This is a genomic window from Streptosporangium sp. LJ11 (assembly GCF_051918945.1).
Classification (GTDB): Bacteria; Actinomycetota; Actinomycetes; order Streptosporangiales; family Streptosporangiaceae; genus Streptosporangium.
The window spans coordinates 26940-48636 of sequence record NZ_JBPXMB010000019.1; the positions used below are offsets into that span (position 1 = coordinate 26940).

Below are 21697 nucleotides of genomic sequence, written 5' to 3' on the forward strand. Positions count from 1 at the left end.
TCACCGGCGGGTGATGACGGCGTCGCCGACGGCGGCCTCGGTCTGGGCGATCAGTTCCTGGAGCGGCGCCGGAAGGGCGGCGATCGCCGCGGAGAGGTACGCCGGGTTCTGCTCCCACAGGACGAGCTGGTCGCCGCCGGTCGCGACGAGCAGCCCCAGCAGGACGCGGTCCTGGGCGTTGAGTGGCTCACGGCGTTGGATCGCCAGGTTGACGCGCCCGACGGGCCACCCCGCGACGTTCACGTCGACCGGTACCCGTCTCCGTGACGGGCGCCTGCCGGGCGGGCGCAGCAGCCCGTCGGCGGTCATCCGGGCCGCCACGTCGGCGAGTGCAGTACGGGCGAGGAACTGCAGCCAGGTACGGAAGCGGTGCGAGGGTTCGGCGACGATGTGCCCCAGGGCGGTCCGGGTGAGCGCGTCTTGAGGCGGCGCCGCGTCGAGGACGACGAGCCGCACCTGTCCCGCCGCCGATCCCACGGTCACCCGCCCGGCGAGCATCAGTTCTCCCAGTACGGCGGCGGCCAGCCCGAGACCGGTCAGACGGGCGTGAAGCCTCATCCGGCCGGTCGCGTTGTCATGCACGACAAAGAACAGGTCGTCTGCCAATCGGGTTCCTGAAAGATCAACTCCAACCACGAACGGCGATCGTATAGCTAAATCATTAAATTTGTCATTATGCGAACAAAGTTCTAGCGGCGGACATAGATGAACCCGACGAGAATCAAAGAAGCGGGAAGATGGCCAAGAACCCGGAGCCATGCCGAGGACACCTCAACGACTCCAACGAATCCAGAAATTTACTTATTTTTGGCCATCAGCAGGCAGGTGCCGGGAAGCGACGGGCCAAGGAGTTCGGGAGCCGGAACAACCCCGGTCAGGCGGCTCCCGAAAGAGGAGGTCCACGAATCCCGATGAATCGTCGCGGTACTTTGATGCGAACACTTTTGGCATTTTAGGACCGACGTAATGCCGGGGCGGCTTTCGGGTCTCCGCCCGGGGTGATAGCGGGGCGCACGCGCCCGCGCGGGGCCGGACTCGGCCGCTTCTGGATCGCCGGCGGCCGGACACCCGTTCATTCCGGGTCATTCAGTTTGATCATCAGATGTGTCACCAGCCGGTCCTGTGGCGTGGTGGCGGGGTTGGAGACGTACACCTCCCGCAGCGGGCCGGCAGGCATGTGCCCGCGCTCGCCCACCCAGGCGAGCAACGCGTGTGTGGTGAGAGGGATCTGGTCGTACGCCCCGATATGGGTCGCCGACGCGTACAGACCGCCCGGCAGGACGTCCGAGGACGTCCCCGGGACGTCCTCGGACGTCTCCAGCGCGACGGCCACGGCCACCTCCTCCGCCATGTCGAGCGGGAACAGGCCGACCAGCAGCCCGTCCGGCACGCCCGCCGCCGCGAGCAACCGGGCCACGCACGCCGAGGTGACCGCGCCGATCCGCTCCTGAGGCGCGGTGTCCCGTACGACGACCACCCGCCGGGCAGGCTCGCGGACGACCGTCACCTCCGGCCGGGGCAGGCCCTCGGACAGGATGCGTTCGAGCGCGGCGAAGTTGCGCTCTCGGCGCGCCAGCTCGGCCTCCATGCGGTCGCGCACGCCGCCGAGCACGCCCGCCTCACCGGACAGCACCCGCCCGATCGAGGGGAGGGGTACGTCGAGGGAGCGCAGCAGGCCGATCAGCATCGCGGGGCGCGCCTGGTCGGGCCGGTAGTAGCGGTAGCCGGTGTCCGGATCGACATACGCCGGGGCCAGCAGGCCCAGCTCGTCGTAGTGGCGCAGTTGCTTGACGCTGAGCCGGCACAGCCGTGCGAACCGCCCGATCGGCAGGTGTCCCTCGTTCACCTCACCAGAATGAAGGTTCCCGCGGTGGGAGGGTCCAGCCGGACCGCCGTCTCCCGATCCGCCCGTGGGCCGCGGGGACCGGCCCCGGCACGGGAGACGGAGACCCGGTCAGGTGCCGGACCGCCGCGCCTCCCGCGACGACCGGACGAGCGGGCGGCGGGGACGGCGGAACAGCAGGCGTGGCCGGGACCCGTGTCGCGGGTCCCGGCCACGCCCGGGTTCTTTCTCGATCGAGCCGCCGTCACCTCGTGGCCGGCGTGGGCACCGGTCGCCCGGTGCTATCTCAACGGCCGTCGCAGCCCCGGGCGGCGGGGACGGCGGAACAGCAGGCGTGGCCGGGACCCGTGTCGCGGGTCCCGGCCACGCCCGGGTTCTTTCTCGATCGAGCCGCCGTCACCTCGTGGCCGGCGTGGGCACCGGTCGCCCGGTGCTATCTCAACGGCCGTCGCAGCCCCGGGCGGCGAAGGCCAGGAACTGGGTGGCCTCGTTGCTGTCGAAGTTGTCGTCGGAGCCGACCACCAGCGTGCACTCGCCGTTGCGCAGGCGCGGCCCCCAGGCGAGGCTCTCCAGATTCTGCAACGGCAGCCGCACCCTGCCGAAATCGGTGACGAGACGCTTGGAAACCGGGCGGTACGGGCGTCCGGCGGCCAGGCTGTCGCGGGTCAGCACGTTCGTGGCGCCGCGCAGGTCGATCTCGTACAGCTTGGCCTTGTAGTTGACGCCCTCGATCCAGGAGCGCTCAAGGGCGAGGTAGCGGTTGTCGTCGATCGCCAGGATCTCCGAGACCCCGCTGTCGGACTTGCCGTTCGCCGGGATCGGCGCCGCCGGGAGCTTGTCGATCGGGTAGGCGTACTGCCCGCGCGGCCGGCCGTCGCGTCCCCACACGGTGATGCGGGCCGTGGCGCCCCGGCTGACGGTCGGCGGCGCGCCGTCCTCGTATCGCGGGCCTTCCGTGACGGCCGCGATGGTCCGCTCCGTGGAGGTCAGCCCCTCGAACCCGAAGTTGCGCCGGGGGCCGCTGGTGGTGGCGGTCATCTTCAGGTTGCGGGGAACCGGCAGCTCCCCGAGGTAGCGGCCCTCGCTGTTGGTCCAGCGGACGGACAGGTCGGACACCGGGATGTCGGGGTTCTCCGCGTCCGGCCGGTCGCCCTCGTTGGCCCACAGCACCCTGCGGCTCCACCGGTCGTAGCGGATCGTCTCGGGATCGGCGGACCTGGGCCGGCCGTAGGCCGGGTAGGAGCTCCCGCCGGGACGCCGCAGGGTGGTGACCCCGGTGAGGTTCACCCCGGTGAACGCCCCGGTGACCGGGTGGATGTCGAAGCGGCCGGTGTAGAAGCGGGCCGGGTTGTAGCGCCACCGGTCGTCGGATATGAGGTACCAGGTGCCGGTGCGGGGGTCACGGTCGAGACCGGAGAGGCCGCCGACGGTGGTCCCCCGGAACCGCATCCTGTGTGGCAGGCGCTGCTCGCCGAGGAAGCGGGTGATCCGGAGCCCCTGCGCCGGAGGCGCGGCCACCACCGAGGACTCCGCGGCCGTCGCCGACGCCTGCGCACCGGCGGCCCCGAGGCTGACCGCCGTCGCGAGCGCGGCCGCGAGTGCCGTGATTCTTCGCGAATTGGTCATATGACTCTCCTCTTCCCAGTAATGATCCCGAAAGAACTGGCTGGAATATGAGACCGCGGATTGCGGAAAATTTCCACGAGAATCAACAATTCAATGCCCATTGGCCGCTCAATGACAGAGCAGAATAAGCCATTTGTCACGCATTTCCATCACCAAGTCGGCGATAAGGGCAAGCCGCTTCAAAACCTGCAGGTAAGGATGTCGGGGACGGCGCCGTACGGGCAGCTCACACCCGGAACGCGTACACGCACGGACATCCGGCGACGCCCGCGACGCCGCGTCCGCACGGATCCGGCCGAGGTGGCGCGCATCCGCACGGCGACGGCTCGGGCCGTTTCCCGTGCGTGAATTGCACCGGATTGGATGGCGATCGACCCGTCATGACGCGGAGAAGCCACCCTGACGGGTGAAATACCGTTCCGGGGTTTATCTATCGATCGCGGTGACGCGTACACGAATGCAAGGTGCCGAGGGCCGATCTGGCTCGCTGACGTTCTTGTCCCGGTTCGCGGGCATGAGAGGGAGGGGGTTTGACCAGGTGCTCGGCGGGGTGATGAGCCGGCGGGGCGGCGAGTCGGCTGGTCGGAGCGTCAGCGGGTCGACGATCATGGTGGTCGTTCGCCCGCTCGGGGTGGCCTCCGGCGCGAGGAGTACGCTCGACAGGACGCCGACAACTCCGCCGGGTCTACTCCACATGGACATCTGGACGGCGAAACATGGCGGATACCGAGCCCGCGTGCGAGCTGCACCTGCGAATCGCCGGGCAGCCCCACGACCTGATGCTGCGCCTGCACGGACACGAGCCCACCGAGGACGAGGTGGCGGGCTGGATGCGGGACGGGTCGGTGGTCAGGCTCCAGGTCACCGAAACGGCCGGGCGGACACCCCACACCATGCTGGTGAATTTCAACAGCGTGGTTTTTGCCTGGCTCTGTCCTTACCAGTCCGGCAGAGGGGTGAATCTGTGAGGTCGAGGGAGGGCCTGGGACGGGTACGCACCGGATCCGGTGACCGGTGAGGGCGGCTTCGCCTGAGGGGGGCGCGCCGAAGGTGACTCCGGCGAAAGCGGCTCCGGCAGAGGCGGCGCCGGAGCCGGCTCCGCTGAAGGTGGCCCTGCTGGGACCGGTCGCCTGGCGTACGCCGCCGCGCCACTACGGGCCGTGGGAGCAGGTCACCAGCCTGCTCGCCGAGGGACTGACCGCCAGGGGCGTCGACGTGACGCTCTTCGCCACCCTCGACTCGATCACCTCGGGGACGCTCGACGGGGTCTGCCCCACCGGGTACGCCGAGGATCCGTCCCTCGACGGGCGGGTGTGGGAGGCGATGCACGTCGCGCACGCGCTGGGGCGTTCCGCCGAGTTCGACCTCGTCCACAGCCACCTCGACTGGCTGCCCCTGGCCTTCGCGGGCCACTGCCGCGCTCCGCTGCTCACCACGATCCACGGGTTCTCCGGGGCGGGGATCCTGCCCGCCTACGCCCGTGCCCGATCGGCCTACGTCTCCATCTCCGACGCCGACCGCTCCCCCCGGCTCGACTACGTCGCCACGGTTCACCACGGCATCGACCTCGGGCTCCTGCCCTTCGACCCCGACGGCGGCCGAGGGCTGGTCGTCTTCGGCCGGGTCCATCCCGACAAGGGGACCCACACGGCGATCGAGATCGCGCGGCGGGCCGGGCTGCCGCTGACCGTCTGCGGGATCGTCCAGGACCGGCGCTACTTCGACGAGCGGGTCGCCCCGCACGTCGACGGCGAGCGGGTCAGGTTCCTCGGCTCGGTCGGCCCCGAGCGGCGCGCCGAGATCCTCGGCGGAAGCGCGGCCCTGCTGCATCCCATCGCGTTCGACGAGCCCTTCGGCCTGTCGGTGGTCGAGTCGATGGCCTGCGGCACCCCCGTGGTCGCCTACCGGCGCGGGTCGATGGCCGAGGTCGTGGATCCGGGCGTGACGGGCTTCCTGGTGGACACCGTCGAGGAGGCCGTCTCCGCCGTTTCGCGCGTCGGCACGATCGACCGGGCGGGTTGCCGCGCCCAGGCCGAACGCAGATTCGGGGTGGAGAGAATGGTGACCAATTATTTACGCATCTACCGCGACATAGTGGACCGAGCGTAATCCCCTGATACTGTCGGAGTGACGTAGCCCCCGCGGTCCTCTGCGGGGTCGCGGCAGCCGGGCCCCGATGAGGACGGCCCCCGGCGCCAGGCTTCGGTTCCATCCGCCACCACGCCGGCCGATGGACGTCTTCATCCCGTGAGGTCCGCATCCGTGAGCCGGGGCGGCCGATGACCGGAAGGCTTGGCAGTGGCCTGTACATATGGATTTCTCAGCACCCACCCGCCCACGCAGTGCGGGCTCGCGACCTTCAACTCCGCCCTGGCCGCCCACCTCACCGAGGGGGGCACCCGCGGCGGGATCGTCCGCGTCACCACGGACGGCGACGACGAACGCGCCGTGCCCGGGGTCGTGCACACCTGGGCCCCCGGCGGGCGCGAGAGCTGGAAGGCGGCGACCTCCGCCCTGGAGCGGTTCGACGTGGCGGTGGTCCAGCACGAGTACGGCATCTACCCCGGCCAGGACGGCCAGGACGTCCTGCCGCTGCTGCGGCATCTCATGGTGCCGAGCATCGTGGTCCTGCACACCGTGCTGACCCGGCCGACCCCCCGGCAGCGAAGACTGCTCGAGCAGATCGTGGACGCCGCCGGCGCGGTGGTCACCATGACCGGCACCGCCCGCGACCGGCTGCTCGCCGGCTACCACGTCGACCCGGGCAAGGTGTCGGTCATCCCGCACGGAGCCGCCGACCACATGCGCGTCCCGGCCCAGCGCCGCCTGCGGCCGCACCTGCTCACCTGGGGGCTGATCGGCCCCGGCAAGGGCATCGAGTGGGCGTTGCAGGCGCTCGCCCTGCTGGGGGACCTCTCCCCCTCGCCCACGTACACGATCGCGGGCAAGACCCACCCCAAGGTGCTCGAACACCACGGGGAGGCCTACCGCGACCGGCTGCAGCGGATGGGGGCGCGGCTCGGCGTGGCCGCCTCCGTGCGGTACGACCCGGTCTACCGCGACCAGGCCTCGCTGATCCGGCTGGTCCGCTCGGCCGACGTGGTCGTGCTGCCGTACGACTCGCACGAGCAGGTGACCTCCGGTGTCCTGATCGAGGCGGTGGCCGCCGGGGTGCCGGTGGTCGCCACGTCCTTCCCGCACGCCGTGGAACTGCTCACCGGCGGGCCCGGCCTGCTCGTCCCCCACGAGGATCCCGCGGCGCTCGCCGCGGCCGTACGCCGGATCCTCACCGAGCCCGGCCTGGCCGAGGACCTCAGGAACCGTACCCACGCCCTGGTCCCGACCCTGCTGTGGCCCGCCGTGGCGGCGCGCTACGAGGACCTCGCCCGGGGCCTGCTCACCAGACGCCCGGCGGCCGTGGCGGTGGCCCTGCCGTGACCCCCGCGACCCCCGCCCCCCACACGGCCCCCATGGTCGCCTCCGCCATCCCCGGCTTCCGGCACCTGGCGCGGCTGAGCGACGACACCGGCCTGTTCGAACACGCCAGGCACGCCGTCGTCCGCCGCCAGCACGGCTACTGCACCGACGACGTCGCCCGCGGGCTCGTCGTCACCAGCCGCGAACCGGCGCCGGCCCCCGAGGTGCGGCGGCTCGCGGAGTGCTACCTGGCCTTCCTCACGCACGCGCAGGACGGCTCCGGCGCGTTCCACAACCGGCTCTCCCACGACCGGCGCTGGACCGACGAGCCCGGTCTCGGCGACTGGTGGGGCCGGGCGCTGTGGGGCCTGGGCACCGCGGCGGCCCGCAACCCCGCCCCGTGGATCCGCGACGAGGCCCTGATCTCCTTCGCCCTCGGCGCCACCAGGCGGTCCACGCATCCGCGCGCCATGGCGTTCGCCGGGCTCGGCGCGGCGGAGGTCCTGCGCGTCATACCGGACAACGCCCCGGCCGCGGCCCTGCTCGCGGACGCCGCCCGCGCGGTCGGCGTCCCCCCGGCCGACCCCGACTGGCCGTGGCCGCAGCCCCGGCTGACGTACGCCAACGCCGCCCTCGCCGAGGTGCTCATCGCGGCGGGCCACCTCGGCGGCGATCACTCGATGCTCGCCGACGGCCTGCGGATGCTGACCTGGCTCCACGACATCCAGACCAGGGACGGGCGGCTGTCGGTCGTGCCCGTCGCGGGCTGGCGGCGGCACGCGCCGCGGGACCGCTACGACCAGCAGCCGATCGAGGTCGCCGCGCTCGCCGACGCCTGCGCCACGGCGGGCGCCGTCACCGGCGACCCCGCCTGGCAGGCGGGGGTGTGGCGGGCGTCGGCGTGGTTCCAGGGCGCCAACGACCGGGGTACGGCGATGTGGGACACCGCGACCGGCGGCGGCTACGACGGCCTGACCCTGTACGGGCCCAATCTGAACCAGGGCGCGGAGTCGACCATCGCGCTCATCTCCACCCTGCAGCACGCCGAGCACCTGGTGAGCGAACGGAGTGAGGTCGTCTGAAGGCATCGTGCCCTGGTCACGGGACCGGCGGGATGATGTCATGGGTGTCATGACGGGATATGGCGCGACCTTCACACGGCGTCGCGTCCCGACCGCGCTCCTTGGAGGACGCCGCGTCCCGGCCGTGCCCTCCGGAAGGTGCCGCGCCCCGACGGCCTCCCCCGGAAGGCACGGCGTCCCGGCCCCGAGACCCCTGAACGAGGTGCCATGACCATCAGGGACCTGGCCACCCGGCTCGACCAGACCCTCGCCCCCGACCCGCGAAGAGTGATCATCAAGCTGTTCGTGCCCGGCGAGGACGCAGCCCTGGCGCGCAGCCGGGCCGCCGCCCTGATCGACCGCATCACGCTTCTCGGCCACGACGAGACCGCCGCGCTCCTCGAGGAGACGCTGCGGGGGTTCGGCGACCGGCACCGCGACCTCGCGACGACCTTCCTGCACCACTACGACCTGGTCCGCTACCGGGTCCCGAGCCATGTCGACCTGCGGCCGGCGGCCCGCCTGCTGGTCGGCGCCTACTTCAGCCACGAGTACGCGGTGGAGGGCGCCGCGCTGTGCAACCCCTCGATGGTCGCCCACCCCGACCAGTCCGGCCTGAGCCCGGGACGGCTGCGCGTGGTGATCAGCACGCGGCAGATCGGCGAGGGCCACCTGTCGTCCATCGGCTTCGTCACGGCGGTGCTCGGCCCCGGCGACGAGCTCGTCGTCGCCGACCGCTCGGGACCGCTGGCCGCCGGCCCTCGGCACGGGGTCCCCCACCGGCGTGACCTGCTCGCCGCCGCGCTCACCGACGAGGGCTGGGACAACGAGGTCTCCGCCACCGTGCTGGGCTCGCTGCCCGACCTCTTCGACGACGACGACTTCGAGCAGGCGGTCGCCCGGCTCCCCACCGACCTGCTCACCCGCACCACCACGCACGGCACCGTGGAGGAGCTGCGCCGGGCGACCGCCGCCGACTACGCCGTGACCTTCCCCGCCGACGTCCCGATCGAGCGGCGGGTGCTCTGGCCCGCCACCGCGGCCGAGAGCAACGGGATGGAGGACGCCCGTTTCGTGAGGATCGTCGATGAGGACGGCACGCCCTCGTACCGCGCCACCTACACCGCCTACGACGGGCGGCACATCCGCTCGCACATGCTCGCCAGCGACGACCTGCGTACCTTCGAGGTCACCCCGCTGCGCGGGCCCGCCGCCGTCAACAAGGGGATGGCGCTGTTCCCGCGCCGGGTGGGCGGGCGCCGGCTGGCGCTGTGCCGCTCCGACGGCGAGACCATCGGCCTGACCTCCCTCGGCGAGGACAGCAGGTGGCGGCGCCCGGTACCGCTCCACACCCCCCGCAGCGGCTGGGAGCTGATCCAGGTCGGCAACTGCGGATCCCCCCTGGAGACCGAGGCCGGCTGGCTCGTCCTGACCCACGGCGTCGGCCCGATGCGCCGCTACGCCATCGGCGCGCTGCTGCTCGACCTGGACGAGCCGCGCCGCGTCATCGCCGAGCTGCCGGGCACGCTCCTCACCCCCGGCGACACCGAGCGCGAGGGGTACGTGCCCAACGTCGTGTACTCCTGCGGCGGCCTGCTGCACGCGGGCGCCCTGTGGCTGCCGTACGGGGCGAGCGACGCCCGGATCGGATTCGCCCGCGTGACCCTCGACACCCTTCTGGGGGCGATGCGATCGTCCCCGGAAGGCAGGTGAGCCCCGCACCTCCCGCCCGCCCTGCTCTTCTGGTCTTCTGGTCTCCTGGCCGCCTTCCTCTCGCCCGCCTGACCGGTCGCCGCGGGGAGACGCCGGGCGAGCCCCTCCGCGCCGACCATTGACAAAATATAATTTTACGTACAAGCTTGATTTTGCGATGAGAGACGTCCTGTACCTGGAGCAGATCGAGCAGGCCGAGGCCCTGCTCAAACCGCAGCGCATCGAGGTGCTGCGGCAACTCGCCGAGCCGCGCTCGTGCACCGAGGTGGCGGCTCTGCTCGACCAGACCCCGCAGCGGGTCTACTACCACGTCAAACGCCTGGTCGAGGCGGGCCTGGTGACACAGGTGACCGAGCGCAGGGTGCGCGGCATCCACGAGGGCGTCTACCAGGCGAGCGCCCGTTCCTACTGGCTCTCGCCCCGCCTCGTCGGCCGGATCGGCCTGCGCACGACCCGGGACGACCTGGGCCTGGGCTACCTGCTGGACCTCATGGAGGAGGTCCAGGCCGACATCGGCGCGCTCGACAGGACCGCGCCGGAGCTGCCGTCCATCGGCGTGTCCGGCGAGATCCGCATGCTCCCCGAGCGGCGTCAGGAGTTCCTGAACGACCTCCAGGCGGCGCTGCAAGACCTTTTCACCCGTTACGGCGGCACCGAAGGGGACGCCTTCAAGCTCGCCGTCGCCTGCTACCCCAAGGGAGAACCCCGTGAGTGAGCCGATGAGGCTGAGCGCGCGCGTGACCGCACCGCTCAAGGCAGTCCACCACGCCCTGACCGACCCGGGCGAGCTGCGCGTCTGGCTGGCCGAGCACGCCGAGGTCGAGCTGCCGCACCGGTACGCGTTCTGGGGGCGTCACACCCCCGACGGAGCGGCGCCCCACCAGCGGCCGCTGCACGTCGACGACCACACGCTGCGCTTTTCCTGGCTGCTCGGCGGCGAGGAGACGACCGTCGAGATCAGCCTGGAGGAGGAGAGCGCGGAGTCGACCATCGTGACGCTGACGCAGACCCACTTCGACCAGGAGTCCGCGATGACCGAGGGCGGAGTCCTGGGGACGCTGCAGACGTTCTGGTGCCTGTCGATCGCGAACCTGGTCGACCACCTGGAGGGCCGCGGGCTCACCCCGAAGGCCGACTTCACCTCCCCGATCATGCGGGAGCAGCTCGTCATCGGCGGCTCGCCGGAGGCGGTCTTCGACTCGCTCGTCGACCCGGAGAAGTTCAGCCGGTGGTTCGGCTACAAGGTCGACCTCGAGCCGTACGTCGGCGGGCGGTTCGCGATGGGCGGCTTCGAGGCCAACGACACGCCCGCGAAGGTCGTCGCGCTGGAGCCGGGCCGCGGCCTCTCCCTGGAGTGGCCGGGCCTCGGCGTCTCCAGCTGGGAGCTGGAGGATTCGGGCGGCGCGACACGGCTCACCTTCGTGGAGAGCGGCTTCGACGAGAAGAACCCCCCGTACGCCGGGTGGATGGGCTGGCTCAGCGGCATCGCCGAGCTGCGCCGCTTCCACGAGCTGAGCGACTGGCGCCCGATCTGGCTCGACGCGAGCATTCCGGGCTCGCCGGAGCAGACAGAGGTGAGCGGCTGACCACGAGGGGCGGGATCGGCGGCATGCCGGTCACGCCCCTCCGTCACCCCCGTCACACGACCTCGTGAATGTCACGGGGTCCGGTGAGTGTCACCCGATTCCATGGAGCGCTCCGCCTTCTTCATCTTCATCCTTACGACGACCGCTCCCGCCACGAAGGCGACGACGAACACGAGGGAGACGATCCGCCATTCGCTCGGCCAGTCCAGCACCTGCGGCAACGCCAACGCGACCAGGGCCAACCAGAAGAGCAGCAGGTACCACGCGTACGGCCGCACCGGCAACGCCCGGTCGCCCTTGGAGTACAGGGGAGGGAACCGGCCTGTCGCCAGCGTGTAGACGCTCTGTGCGACCATCACGCATCCGAGGACCAGAACAGCCCAGTTGATCACCGTTAAAATTATGTTGTCGCTCATCAGGATCGTCCCCCATCCCCGCCGCCTATGAACGAAACCCGTCTTTTCCGACCGTCGGCCACCTGCCCCGCGATATGCGAGGAAAACCATTCATTCGGATGACTGCGCGCGACTCCGACCCGCCTTTTCCCGCTCCGGAAAGATGAACTGCGGAAACGCCGGACATATACCGGAGATCTAGCTGACGCAGAACTCGTTCTCCTCGGGGTCGAGCATCGTCACCCCGTAGTGGTCGTCGTTTCCCTCCGGCGTCGTCACTCTCGCCACGGTCGCCTCCGTGTCGCCACCTCGCCGGCCCGTCGCCGGCGCCGGCGATCCTGCACGACGCGTACGACAGTTCCGGCACCCGGCGCTCACCAGCACATGACGGCGGCCTGGCCGGGTCCCCAACAGGAGTGGACACGCGCGCGCAGGACGTAGCGGCGGTCCCTGAGCAGGTGGACGCGGAGGGACGCGTTGCGCGGGCGCCCGCCGTCGTCGTCGCCCGCCAGATAGCGCGGGTCGCCGCCGACCTCCTCGAACAACACCAGCACCGTGTCGCACTCGCCGAAGACACCGACGGTGTAGTCACGGGTGGCGCGAGGTGTGATCACGAAGTCGCGCTGCTCCCCCGCCCCGGTGCCGAGCGGGGCGGAACGGAACGGCCGCAGCTCGGAGGGCGGCTCGGCTCCCGGGGGCGGGTACCAGCGGCGGGCGAACGCGGCGTCGGGCCCGGAGACGGTGCCCGGCGGCACGATCCCCGCCCGGTGGCACGAGGGTTCCAGGATGAGCCCCGGGCCGAGCCGGTATCCCATGACGGACAGCGGATCCCATACGGGGCCGTTCGCCTCGCTCTCGTCGAGCCTGCGGATGACGTTGTGGAACGTCCGCGACCTCGGCCAGAGATTCGGCGGCCCCGCGAAGTCCTCGTAGACGGCCTCCTTGTCCCAGAGGATGCCCGAGTACGGGCTCTGGTGCTCGTGGACCATGCCGATGACGTGGCCGATCTGGTGCAGCACGGTGCCCCGGCCGGACGCCCCGGTGAGGTCCCAGCCGAAGTTCACCGTGCGGGAGGCGGTCCCGACGCGGAGCGCGTCGCGTCCCACGGCCGACCACGATCCGGCGTCCCGCCGGAACCCGATCCGCACCTCCGCCTCGGTACGGTCGGCGACCTCGGCGAACTCCAGCCCGATGCCGAGGTCCTTCCACTCCTGGAACCCCCGGCGCACGGCGTCGCGCTGCCCGCCGTCGCCGTGCTCGCCGTCATGCCGCCCGCCCAGGAAGCAGTAGTGCAGGACCGTGCCGTTCAGCCACGCCCGCCGCCCCGAGAGCAGGGCCGCGCGCCGCCGCCCCTCGAGCCCGTCCGGCGGCGCGTAGGCGGGGTACGGCGGGAGCGAGCAGTGCCGGACGCGCTCGCCGTCGCCCGCCCTCATCGACGTCCCCGCGGCGTGGCGGCCCTCGCCCGCGGGCAGGGTGGGGAGATCAAGGAAACCGTGTCCACATGCCACGAGACTGGGGACGGAATCCCGGACGCGCATGAGTAGGGCCTACTCAATTCCACGTGTATCACGGACGGGCGGCCCGGCTCATACCGCTGTGAGAAACCCACGGTCCCCCTGGCCGTTCACGGCCAGGACTGAGGAACTCGATCTCGTACGGCGAAACCTGGCGGCCGGCCGCCGGGGCGTCGTCGTGACCGGCGCGGCGGGGAGCGGCAGGAGCCGCCTGGCCGCCGAGGCCGTACCCGTGCCCGAGACTGTGACCGAAGCCATGACCGAGCCGGTGCACGCGCGGATCACGGGAACGCCGGACACCCTGGACACCCCGCTCGCCGCCTTCGCCCATCTCCTCTCCCGCTCCCCGCGCCGCGCCGGGCTTTCCACCTCCCGGGATTCCGCGGGGCTCCCCGTCTCCCCGTCCCTCACGGGATCCTCCCCGCGCCCCGCGGGGCTCCTCTGCCCGCCGGACCCGGTCGAGGCGCTGGACGGGGTGCGCGTGCTCGTCGTGGACGACGCCCACCTCCTCGACGACTCCTCGGCCGCGCTCGTCCACCGCCTGGCGCTCAGGGGGCGTACCCGCCTGCTCGTCACGGTCCGGGAGGGCGTGCCCGTGCCGGAGGACGTCTCCAGGCTCTGGAAGGAGAACCTCCTGCCGCGCGTGGCGCTGGTCCCCATGACGGAGCGCGAGTGCGGCGAACTGCTGTCCCGGGCGGTGGGCGGCTACGTGGACACCCTCACCGTCCGGCGCCTGCACCGGGCGAGCCGCGGTGACCTCCGCCTCCTGCGCGAGCTGGTCGTCGCCGTCCACGCCGGAGGGGACCTGAGCAACGTCTCGGGCACCTGGACCTGGCGGGGCACTCCCCCGATGACGGCGCGCGTCAGGGAGCTGGTCGAGGACACGATCCGCGACGTCGACGGGGAGGAACGGGAGGCGCTGGAGCTCATCGCGTCCGGCAGGCCGCTGAGGCTGGTCATGTCCGGCGAACCGCAGGAACCCCCCACCGCGTCCGACGCCCCCTCGGAACCCGTCGCGTCCGGCGCGCTCCCGGAGCTCCTCGCGTCCGGTGAGCGCCCGGTCCCGGACGCGCCGGGCGCCGGGACCGCCTTCGGCGTCCTCGAACGCCTGCGGGCGAAGGGGCTGGTCACCGTGGACGACCGGTTGTCGGTCCGGCTCGCCCACCCGCTGCACGGCCCGGTGCTCAGGGCCGCCGCGAGGCGCCCGGGGACGGGCGGTCCTTCCGGCTCGCCACGGCTCCCGCGGGCCTCGGCAACGGCCACGGCGCTGGCGGGCGAGTGCGAGGACCTGACCGCACGCGCGTACGCGGGACGGCTCTCGGGGATACCGCGCGGCACCGGCGAGCGGATGGCCGAGGACGACACCGGCTGGGACGAACCCGCGATGCCGGAGTTCTGCGCGCGGCGCGCCCGGGTGGCCCGGCTTCGCGGGGAGACCCGCGAGGCCGTCGCCTGGAGCCGCGAGGGACTGCGCCGTTCCCCCCACCACCGCGCCTGCCTGGCCGAGCTCGCGCACGCCTCCGCCTACCTCGGCGACCTGACGACCGCGCGGCAGGCCCTGTCGCGCGGTCCGGCCCCCGGCGGGGACGCGCGGGCGCGCGCGCGGCCCGCCGCCCAGGACCGGTCCCCGGGATCCTCGGTGTCCCCGGCGGCACCGGAACCCGGGGGGAACGCACGGTCGTGGGCGCTCGCCGCCGAGCGGGCGCGGACCTGGACGCTCGCCGCCGAGCGGGCGCGGACCTGGACGCTCGCCGCCGAGGGAGACCTCGACGGTGCCCTGCGCTCCGCGCTGCGTGCCGCCGGAGACGACCCGCTCGACGACGACCTGTTCGCCCTGCACGACGTGGTGCGGCTCGGGACCCCCGAGCTGGTCGTCGACCGGCTCGGGGAGCTGGCCGACCGCGCGCGGGGAGGCCTCGCCCCCCTGCTGGCGCGGCACGCCCGAGCGCTGGCCGGGCGCGACGGTGAGGCCCTGGACGAGGTGGGGCGTGGTCTCGCCGGCCTCGGCCTGACGCTGCACGCGGCGGAGGCGTTCGCGCACGCGGCCCTCGTCCACGAGGACCGGCGAGCCTCGCAGTCCTCCAGAAACCGGGCCTCCGCGCTGGCGGGCGCCTGCCAGGGGGCGCGCAGCTCCGCCCTGGTCAACCTCGCGCTGCCCAGGCTGACCGCACGCCAGCGGCAGATCGTCAGCCTCGCCGCGGCGGGCCTGACCAACCGGCAGATCGCCGAGCAGCTCACCGTGTCGATCCGTACGGTGGCCAACCACCTGTGCGACGCCTACGCGCGGCTCGGCAGCAGCGACCGCGCCGACCTGGGAAGGCTCTTCACCGTCGGCTGACGCGGCGGGCCGGCCGGGCACGCCGGTCGGCCCGACCGGCCGGGTGCCGGACGTCCCCCGGCCAGAGGCGTCAGGCTCCACCCTGCCGGAGACACCGGACGTCACCCGGCCGGAGCCGTCAAGCCCCGCCGATGGCGGAGAAGGACCAGCCGGTCGCCCGGTTGAGGGCGTCGCCGGGCATCGCCAGCCTGGCGTCGCGCAGGGCCTCGGCCATGCTCAGGCCGCGCCGCAGCCCCTCGTGCAGGGCGAGCATCAGCGGCACCACGGCCTGGTCGTCGACGGGCACCGAACTGGCCACGATCCCGGCCGTGCCCAGCGGCAGCAGCGCCGCGGCGAGGCCGAGCAGTTCGTTCGCGCCGACCGGCTGCAGCCTGCCGGAGTCGCAGCTGGACAGGACGATCCGGTACGGGGCGCTGTGCAGCCGTTCGAGGTCGTGCACCGTGAGCGGGCCGTCGTCCATCCTCAGGGAGGAGAACATCGGGCTGTCGGAGCGGAAGGTGCCGTGCGCGGCGATGTGGGCGAGCCTGCTGCCGTCGAGCGCCGCGAGCACGGCCGGTGCGACCGCGGTGCCCGACCCCAGCACGGTCGCCTCCCCGTACCGCGCGGCCAGGAGCGGGATCTCGGCACCGCCCGTCGCCAGCCCCGGCCCCCTGACCAGCACGACCCGCTCCTTCGCCGGCGACGGCTCGATCTGCCGGGCGCGGAGCCAGGCGCTGGCGGACGGCGACACGCTCAGCACCCGCTCGCCCAGCGCCGGCAGCAGCGCCCAGGGCACCCCGTGCAGCCTGCCCGGCGGGACGACGACCACGGGACCGTCCCCGAGGTGGCGCACGGCGGGACCGAGCAGCGACTCCTGGAGGCGGCGCCCGCCCGCTTCGAGGACGGGCAACCTGCCCTCCGAGCCCCCGTACGCGATCCGCGAGAGGCCCGCGCGGGCGTGGTCGGCGTCGATCGCCGCGTCGGCCAGCCGTCCCGCGGCGAACCTGCGCACCCGGCCCCGGCCGCAGAGCAGGACGTGCAGCTCGCCGTCGACGGCGACGATCTCGACCAGCCACCCGTCGCCGAGCCCGTCGAGCAGGAGGCCCGCGTCGAAGCGGTGCCCGTCGAAACCGCCCGCGCTGCGGGTGCGGAGCGTGCGGGCGCGGATCTCCCTCTCCAGCCGCCGCTGCTCGCGCTCCAGCGCGGGGACCGGCACGCCCCCCTGCCTCGCCGTGTCGACCCGGCTGCTGATCTCGCGGAAGGCCGTCACGTCGCGCAGCAGCCCGGGATCGTCCGGGGGCCGGGTCGGCGGGACCGCGAGCACGGTGGCCCGCCAGCGCTCGCTCCAGCCGAGGAACCGGCGCGGGCTCCCCCCGGCGAGGGTCGCCCGCTGCGCGAGCAGGGCCAGCTCCGCCCCCTGCGCGCTGGCCCGCGCCCGCAGCTCCGAGGCGCCCAGGGTCATCCTGTACTCGTCCAGCAGGTCGAGCCCCCGGCGGCAGGCGTCCAGCACGCCGCGCGTGCGTCCCGCCGTGGCCGCCCTGAGCGCCTGCGCCACCCAGCCGTCCACCCGGGCGAAGGCGGGCCCGCGTCCCCTGGCCCTGGCCGCGGCGGCCAGATGCCGTTCCGCGTCGGCCTCCCAGCCCAGGGCGAGGGCGGTACGGCCGGCCAGCAGCGAGGCCTGGACCGCCTCGGGGGAACGCAGCTCCGCCAGCCGTACGGCGACCTCGGCGGCGTCGCGCACCGAGCGGCCGGAGACCTTTCCCGCCGCGAACCTGGCCTGGACCAGCACCAGCCGGGCGTGGGCCTGCCACCAGTCGCGGCGCTGGCTGGAGAACAGCCGGATGGCCGTGCTCGCGCGGGCGATCGCCGCGTGCGGCTCACCCGCCGCGATCGCGGCCCGCGCGGCGATCAGGAGGAGCTCGGCGCTGCGGGTCGTCTGTCCTCCCATGCGGTTCAGCTGTTCCGTGGCGGCGTCGGCCTCCTCCAGCGCCTCGCGCGCCAGCCCGGCCGCCAGGAGCACCCCGCACCGCCGGATGTGCAGCACGAACATGGGCGTGCCGAGGGCCTCGTAGCGACTCGCGGCCTCGTCGAAGAGACGCAGCGCCGCCGGGAGGTCGCCGGACCTGAACGCCGCCAGCCCGCGGCTCTCCACGGCGTCGGCCTTGTCGTGCTCCTGGTCGGTGGTGTCCCACAGCCGCTCGGCGGCGACGAAGTCGGCCTCGGCCCGCTCGACGGATCCCATGGCCAGGTGGACGGTCGCCCTGAGCGTGAGCGCACGCGCGGTCCAGATCGTGTCCTGGGCGCGGCGCAGGGCGGGAATGGCCCGCCGCAGGTCGTCGAGCGCCTCGCGGTGGCCGCCGAGGATCCACCAGGCGTAGCCGCGGCGGAACAGCACGCGGGCCCCGGTGACCCCGCTGCCCCTCTCGACGGCCGTCTCCAGCGCCGCCATCCCCTGGCGGGTACGGCCCGCGTGGATGAGGGCGGCGCCCAAAGTCGCCAGCACGTCGGCCTCGCGGTTCGGGGAACCGGACCTGGCGGCGAGGGCGCGAGCCTGCCGGAGGTGGCCGATCGCCACCATGAGGTCGCCGAAGTCGCGATGCCAGATGCCGATCACCTGGTGGGCGACGGAGGCGTCGTGCGGCGAGGGCGCGCCCGGCAACCCCGGCAGCCCCGGCAACCCCGACAACACGGCCCGCGCTCCGGCCAGCGCGTCCGCGGGGCGGGCGAACACCAGGGGCAGCAGGGAGAGCGGGTCTCCCGCGGGCGGCGGGATCCGCGAGCTTCCCCCGGTCACGGATCGATGTTAGACGTGGTGTGTTCAGGGCGTCCATGCCGTGGAGCCCTCCGAGGACGCCCCCGTCCGGCTTCGGACTCCCGTTCGCGCCCGGAAATCCGCTCGGGGGGTGTATCAACGAGACGACCGGCGGCTCTTAACCCGTGGCGACGTCAGGACATCTCCGAGACGAGGACGGCGAATATGACGAGTGCGGTACCAGACAGATTCCAGGAACAGTTCGACCAGATCCAGGCCGCCATGGGCGACGAGATCGTGCTCGCGGCGGGTTTCGAGGGTCCGGAGCGCATGTTCCTCTACGAGAAGGGCTACGTCCTCGCCCGCGCCGACGACGCCGACGAGGTCGCCTCGGTGGTCAGGGACGCGTTCGTCCGGGATCGCGGCGGCGACCAGACCGAGAACGTGCGGGTGGAACGGGACGACAGCCCGGGCGGCGTGCTCAGGATCAGGGTCGGGGAACCGGACAGGAGCGAACGTTCCGGCGACCGGGACGTGTCGGACGCCCTGAGGGCCGTCGAGGGCCTGGAGCGTGACAACAGCCGTCGCATGGTGTCCAGGAACCACATCGTGTCCATCGCGGTGAACTGCTGCCCCGGCGACGAGCCGGTGCCGGTGCCCCGGTCCCAGCCGCCCAACCCGGCGGTGGCCGAGTTCTCCGGCCGGGGAGACGTGCCGGTGTCCGTCCTCGTGGTCGACACCGGGCTGGTGGAGAACTACAAGTCGCACCCGTGGATGCACCGCGTCGAGGGCGTGGGCAAGGAGGTCGAGCTCGACAAGGAGGGCGTCCTCAAGCAGTACGTCGGGCACGGCACCTTCATCGCCGGGCTGGTCAGCGCCGTCGCGCCCGGCACCGACGTCACGGTGCACGGGACGCTCGTCAACGCGGGCGCCATCAGCGAGAAGGTCCTGGGTGACAAGCTGCTCGGCGGGATGCTGCCCGAGGGGAGGTGGCCCGACATCATCAGCCTGTCCGCGGGGACGCCGAGCACGTGCTCGGAAACGCTCCTGGGGCTCGAACGCTTCATGGACGCGCTGATGGAGCACCCCGAGACGCTGCTCGTGGCGGCCGCGGGGAACAACGGCAACGACGTGAGGTTCTGGCCCGCGGCCTACGCCGACCACCCCGGCTACGCCGGTGCCGTCGTGTCGGTGGGGGCGCTGAGGAAGGACGGCGCGGACCGCGCCTGCTTCAGCAACCACGGGCCGTGGGTGACGACGTACGCGCCCGGTGAGCGTCTGGTGAGCGCCTTCACCGCGGTGGACCCCACCCCCGCGGTGTACGACTACCAGCACTCCACCTTCCCCCGCTGCCGGTACGACCACTGGTACGACTGCACCTGCCGGTTCCCCCCGCACCGGGGCGAGCTCAGCGAGAACGCGAAGGCGTCGCCGGCCGCGCTTCCCGAGCGCGTCGTGTTCGACGGCCTGGCGGAGTGGAGCGGCACCTCCTTCTCCACGCCCCTGGTGGTGGGCATGATCGCCGACTACATGATGCGGCACGAGGGGACCGGTTCCCGGGAGGCCGCCAGAAGGCTCCTGGACGAGACCCCCGTCGGCATCCTGCAGAGCATCCCCGTCCCGGCTCTCATCCCCTCCACCTGGAAATCGGCGAGCGTGCGAAGTGTTCCGGCCGGGCACTGAAAACCACTGCGGGCGGATCGGCCCTCCGGCGTACGATGACAGTCCCGAAAGCAAGGGGACCTCACCGTGGATCGAGACTCGATCGGCATCCTCTTCCGCGCCGCGGTGGACACCGACGACGCCGCGGCGTGGAAATCCCTGGTCGAAGGTCTCAGCCCCCTCGTGTGGTCCGTCGTGCGCGCCCACGGGCTGAGAGACGCGGACGCGCAGGAGGTCTACCAGACGACCTGGTTCCGGCTCGCGCAGAACCTCACGCGGATCCGTGAGCCGGACAGGGTCGGCGCGTGGCTGGCCAGTACGGCGCGCAACGAGTGCATCAAGGTGATCAGGGCCGCCCGGCGGGTCTCGCCGAGCGGCGACCCGGGGGTGTTCGACCGCGTCGTCGACGACCGCACCCCGGAGCAGGCGGTGATCGACTCGGAGGACGCCGCGAGGGAGCGGGAGCGGGCGCGGGCGACCTGGCAGGCCTTCCAGGAGCTCGGTGAGAGCTGCCAGCGGTTGCTGCGCCTGCTCACGGCGTCACCGCCGTCCAGCTACCAGGAGGTGTCGGCGACGCTCGGCATCGCCGTCGGGAGCATCGGGCCGATCAGGCAGCGCTGCCTGCGACGGCTGCGCGTCCTCCTGGGCAGGCGGGGTTTCCAATGAGCGACGACGAGCTGGAGGCGGAGCTGCGCCACGCCATCGAGCTGTTCGATCCCGTTCCCTCGCATCTCCTGCAGATCGCGGTCGAGGCGTACACGCTGCGCACGCTCGACGCGGAGCTGGCCGAGCTGGTCTTCGACTCGCTGAGCGGGTCCTCGCAGGTGCGGGGTGAGCGGCAGCCGCGCGTGCTGACCTTCCAGGGCGCGGGGCTCACCGTCGACCTGGAGGTCACCGTGACCGCCACCGGCGGGCGGGTGGTGGGCCAGCTGATGCCGCCGCGACGCGTGGAGGTCGAGGTCCTCGGAGGCCGGCCGGCCACCCTGACGGCCGACGACCTGGGCAGGTTCATCTACGACGATGTTCCCGCCGGGCCGTTCAGCCTCCGCTGCCGTCTCGGGGACGCGACGGTCGTCACCGAGTGGATCACCGTCTGACGGCGGCCCGCACCCGTCCGCGTCCCGCGACGTCCCCCGGGTTTCGGTGCCCAGGTGGGGGTAATCCGACCTGGTAGACGACACAGGGGGACTCATGAGTGACCGCCAGGCCGTGCCCGAGTCGATGGGCGAGAACGACGTCGTGGACCTGCTGGTACGCCAGCACGCGATGATCAGGGATCTGTTCGACGAGGTCGAGGAATCCCCCGTGGGGGCACAACGGACCGAGGCCTTCGAGCGCCTCGTGCGGATGCTGGCGGTGCACGAGACCGCCGAGGAGGAGGTCGTGCACCCCTACGCGCGTCTCAAGATCGAGGATGGGGACGAGGTGGTCGGCGACCGCCTCGCGGAGGAGAGGGAGGCGAAGCAGCTGCTCGCCGACCTGGAGAGGCTGGGCGCCGACCATCCCGACTTCTCCGGGCGTCTCCAGGTGCTGCGGGCGGCGGTGCTGGCCCACGCCCAAGCCGAGGAACGCCACGAGTTCACCCGGTTGCGCGCCCGGACGAGCGTGGCCGAGCGCCGGGCGATGGCGGCCGGGGTGAAGGCGGCCGAGGCGCTGGCCCCGACCCACCCGCACCCGGGCACGGAGTCGATGGTCATGAACCTGCTGTTCGGGCCGCCTCTGGCGATCGTGGACCGGACGCGCGACGCGATCCGCCAGGCCATGCGGGGGCACGGCGGCTGAGGTACGCCGCTCTCATCGGTGGCGGCCGC

General features: G+C 72.5%; 18 protein-coding genes. 12 read left to right on the plus strand and 6 right to left on the minus strand.

The annotated features are described in order from the left end of the window. From ACTOQ3_RS26585 to ACTOQ3_RS26595, 3 genes are all read right to left on the minus strand, one after another. Nucleotides 1-606 (minus strand): GOLPH3/VPS74 family protein, encoded by a 606-nt coding sequence (locus ACTOQ3_RS26585; protein ID WP_440086103.1) that lies wholly within the window; start codon nucleotides 604-606, stop codon nucleotides 1-3. Between the two features lie 466 nt (nucleotides 607-1072). Continuing rightward, nucleotides 1073-1846, minus strand: a complete 774-nt coding sequence (locus ACTOQ3_RS26590; protein ID WP_440086104.1) for a MerR family transcriptional regulator — start codon at nucleotides 1844-1846, stop codon at nucleotides 1073-1075. Nucleotides 1847-2281: 435 nt separating this feature from the next. After that, nucleotides 2282-3469 carry an esterase-like activity of phytase family protein gene (locus tag ACTOQ3_RS26595; RefSeq protein ID WP_440086105.1) on the minus strand — a complete coding sequence of 396 codons (1188 nt, stop codon included), beginning with the start codon at nucleotides 3467-3469 and terminating at the stop codon, nucleotides 2282-2284. 716 nt (nucleotides 3470-4185) lie between these two features. Between ACTOQ3_RS26595 and ACTOQ3_RS26600 the strand changes: the two genes are divergently transcribed. The 7 genes from ACTOQ3_RS26600 to ACTOQ3_RS26630 all read left to right on the plus strand — a co-directional run bounded on the left by ACTOQ3_RS26600 (nucleotide 4186) and on the right by ACTOQ3_RS26630 (nucleotide 11246). Next, nucleotides 4186-4437: a hypothetical protein gene (locus tag ACTOQ3_RS26600; RefSeq protein ID WP_440086106.1), complete on the plus strand. Its 252-nt coding sequence runs from the start codon at nucleotides 4186-4188 to the stop codon at nucleotides 4435-4437. An 82-nt stretch (nucleotides 4438-4519) separates the two neighbouring features. Further along, nucleotides 4520-5578: a glycosyltransferase family 4 protein gene (locus ACTOQ3_RS26605; RefSeq protein WP_440086107.1), complete on the plus strand. Its 1059-nt coding sequence runs from the start codon at nucleotides 4520-4522 to the stop codon at nucleotides 5576-5578. 189 nt (nucleotides 5579-5767) lie between these two features. Beyond that, the gene (locus tag ACTOQ3_RS26610) at nucleotides 5768-6907 is read left to right on the plus strand and encodes a glycosyltransferase (RefSeq protein ID WP_440086108.1); all 1140 of its coding nucleotides are present in this window, start codon (nucleotides 5768-5770) and stop codon (nucleotides 6905-6907) included. Next, nucleotides 6904-7968, plus strand: coding sequence for a glycosyltransferase (locus ACTOQ3_RS26615; RefSeq protein WP_440086109.1), 1065 nt, complete (start codon nucleotides 6904-6906; stop codon nucleotides 7966-7968). The genes ACTOQ3_RS26610 and ACTOQ3_RS26615 overlap by 4 nt, the downstream gene beginning before the upstream one ends. 207 nt (nucleotides 7969-8175) lie before the next feature. Further along, entirely contained in the window at nucleotides 8176-9660 is a 1485-nt protein-coding gene (locus tag ACTOQ3_RS26620) for a glycoside hydrolase family 130 protein (protein WP_440086110.1), read from the plus strand. A 157-nt stretch (nucleotides 9661-9817) separates the two neighbouring features. Next, nucleotides 9818-10375, plus strand: coding sequence for an ArsR/SmtB family transcription factor (locus tag ACTOQ3_RS26625; RefSeq protein ID WP_440086111.1), 558 nt, complete (start codon nucleotides 9818-9820; stop codon nucleotides 10373-10375). Further along, a complete protein-coding gene (locus ACTOQ3_RS26630) occupies nucleotides 10368-11246 on the plus strand; it encodes an SRPBCC domain-containing protein (RefSeq protein WP_440086112.1) in 879 nt (292 codons plus the stop codon). Before ACTOQ3_RS26625 ends, ACTOQ3_RS26630 begins: the two co-directional genes overlap by 8 nt. A gap of 71 nt (nucleotides 11247-11317) precedes the next feature. Here the strand turns inward: ACTOQ3_RS26630 and ACTOQ3_RS26635 are convergent, their stop codons facing one another. Both ACTOQ3_RS26635 and ACTOQ3_RS26640 read right to left on the minus strand, forming a co-directional pair. Beyond that, a complete protein-coding gene (locus ACTOQ3_RS26635) occupies nucleotides 11318-11662 on the minus strand; it encodes a hypothetical protein (protein ID WP_440086113.1) in 345 nt (114 codons plus the stop codon). 353 nt (nucleotides 11663-12015) lie between these two features. Next, nucleotides 12016-13149, minus strand: a complete 1134-nt coding sequence (locus ACTOQ3_RS26640; protein ID WP_440086114.1) for a M12 family metallopeptidase — start codon at nucleotides 13147-13149, stop codon at nucleotides 12016-12018. An 88-nt stretch (nucleotides 13150-13237) separates the two neighbouring features. Between ACTOQ3_RS26640 and ACTOQ3_RS26645 the strand changes: the two genes are divergently transcribed. Continuing rightward, nucleotides 13238-15493 (plus strand): helix-turn-helix transcriptional regulator, encoded by a 2256-nt coding sequence (locus ACTOQ3_RS26645; RefSeq protein ID WP_440086116.1) that lies wholly within the window; start codon nucleotides 13238-13240, stop codon nucleotides 15491-15493. A gap of 118 nt (nucleotides 15494-15611) precedes the next feature. Here ACTOQ3_RS26645 and ACTOQ3_RS26650 read toward each other — a convergent pair whose 3' ends face one another. Continuing rightward, nucleotides 15612-18266 (minus strand): CHAT domain-containing protein, encoded by a 2655-nt coding sequence (locus ACTOQ3_RS26650; protein ID WP_440086117.1) that lies wholly within the window; start codon nucleotides 18264-18266, stop codon nucleotides 15612-15614. A gap of 183 nt (nucleotides 18267-18449) precedes the next feature. Between ACTOQ3_RS26650 and ACTOQ3_RS26655 the strand changes: the two genes are divergently transcribed. The 4 genes from ACTOQ3_RS26655 to ACTOQ3_RS26670 all read left to right on the plus strand — a co-directional run bounded on the left by ACTOQ3_RS26655 (nucleotide 18450) and on the right by ACTOQ3_RS26670 (nucleotide 21668). Then, nucleotides 18450-19907, plus strand: coding sequence for a S8/S53 family peptidase (locus ACTOQ3_RS26655; protein ID WP_440086119.1), 1458 nt, complete (start codon nucleotides 18450-18452; stop codon nucleotides 19905-19907). Between the two features lie 66 nt (nucleotides 19908-19973). Further along, the gene (locus tag ACTOQ3_RS26660) at nucleotides 19974-20552 is read left to right on the plus strand and encodes an RNA polymerase sigma factor (RefSeq protein ID WP_440086120.1); all 579 of its coding nucleotides are present in this window, start codon (nucleotides 19974-19976) and stop codon (nucleotides 20550-20552) included. Then, entirely contained in the window at nucleotides 20549-20983 is a 435-nt protein-coding gene (locus ACTOQ3_RS26665) for a hypothetical protein (RefSeq protein ID WP_440086121.1), read from the plus strand. Before ACTOQ3_RS26660 ends, ACTOQ3_RS26665 begins: the two co-directional genes overlap by 4 nt. Before the next feature lie 94 nt (nucleotides 20984-21077). Continuing rightward, complete coding sequence (locus ACTOQ3_RS26670) at nucleotides 21078-21668, plus strand: hemerythrin domain-containing protein (protein WP_440086122.1); 591 nt, start codon at nucleotides 21078-21080, stop codon at nucleotides 21666-21668. Nucleotides 21669-21697: the final 29 nt, after the last annotated feature.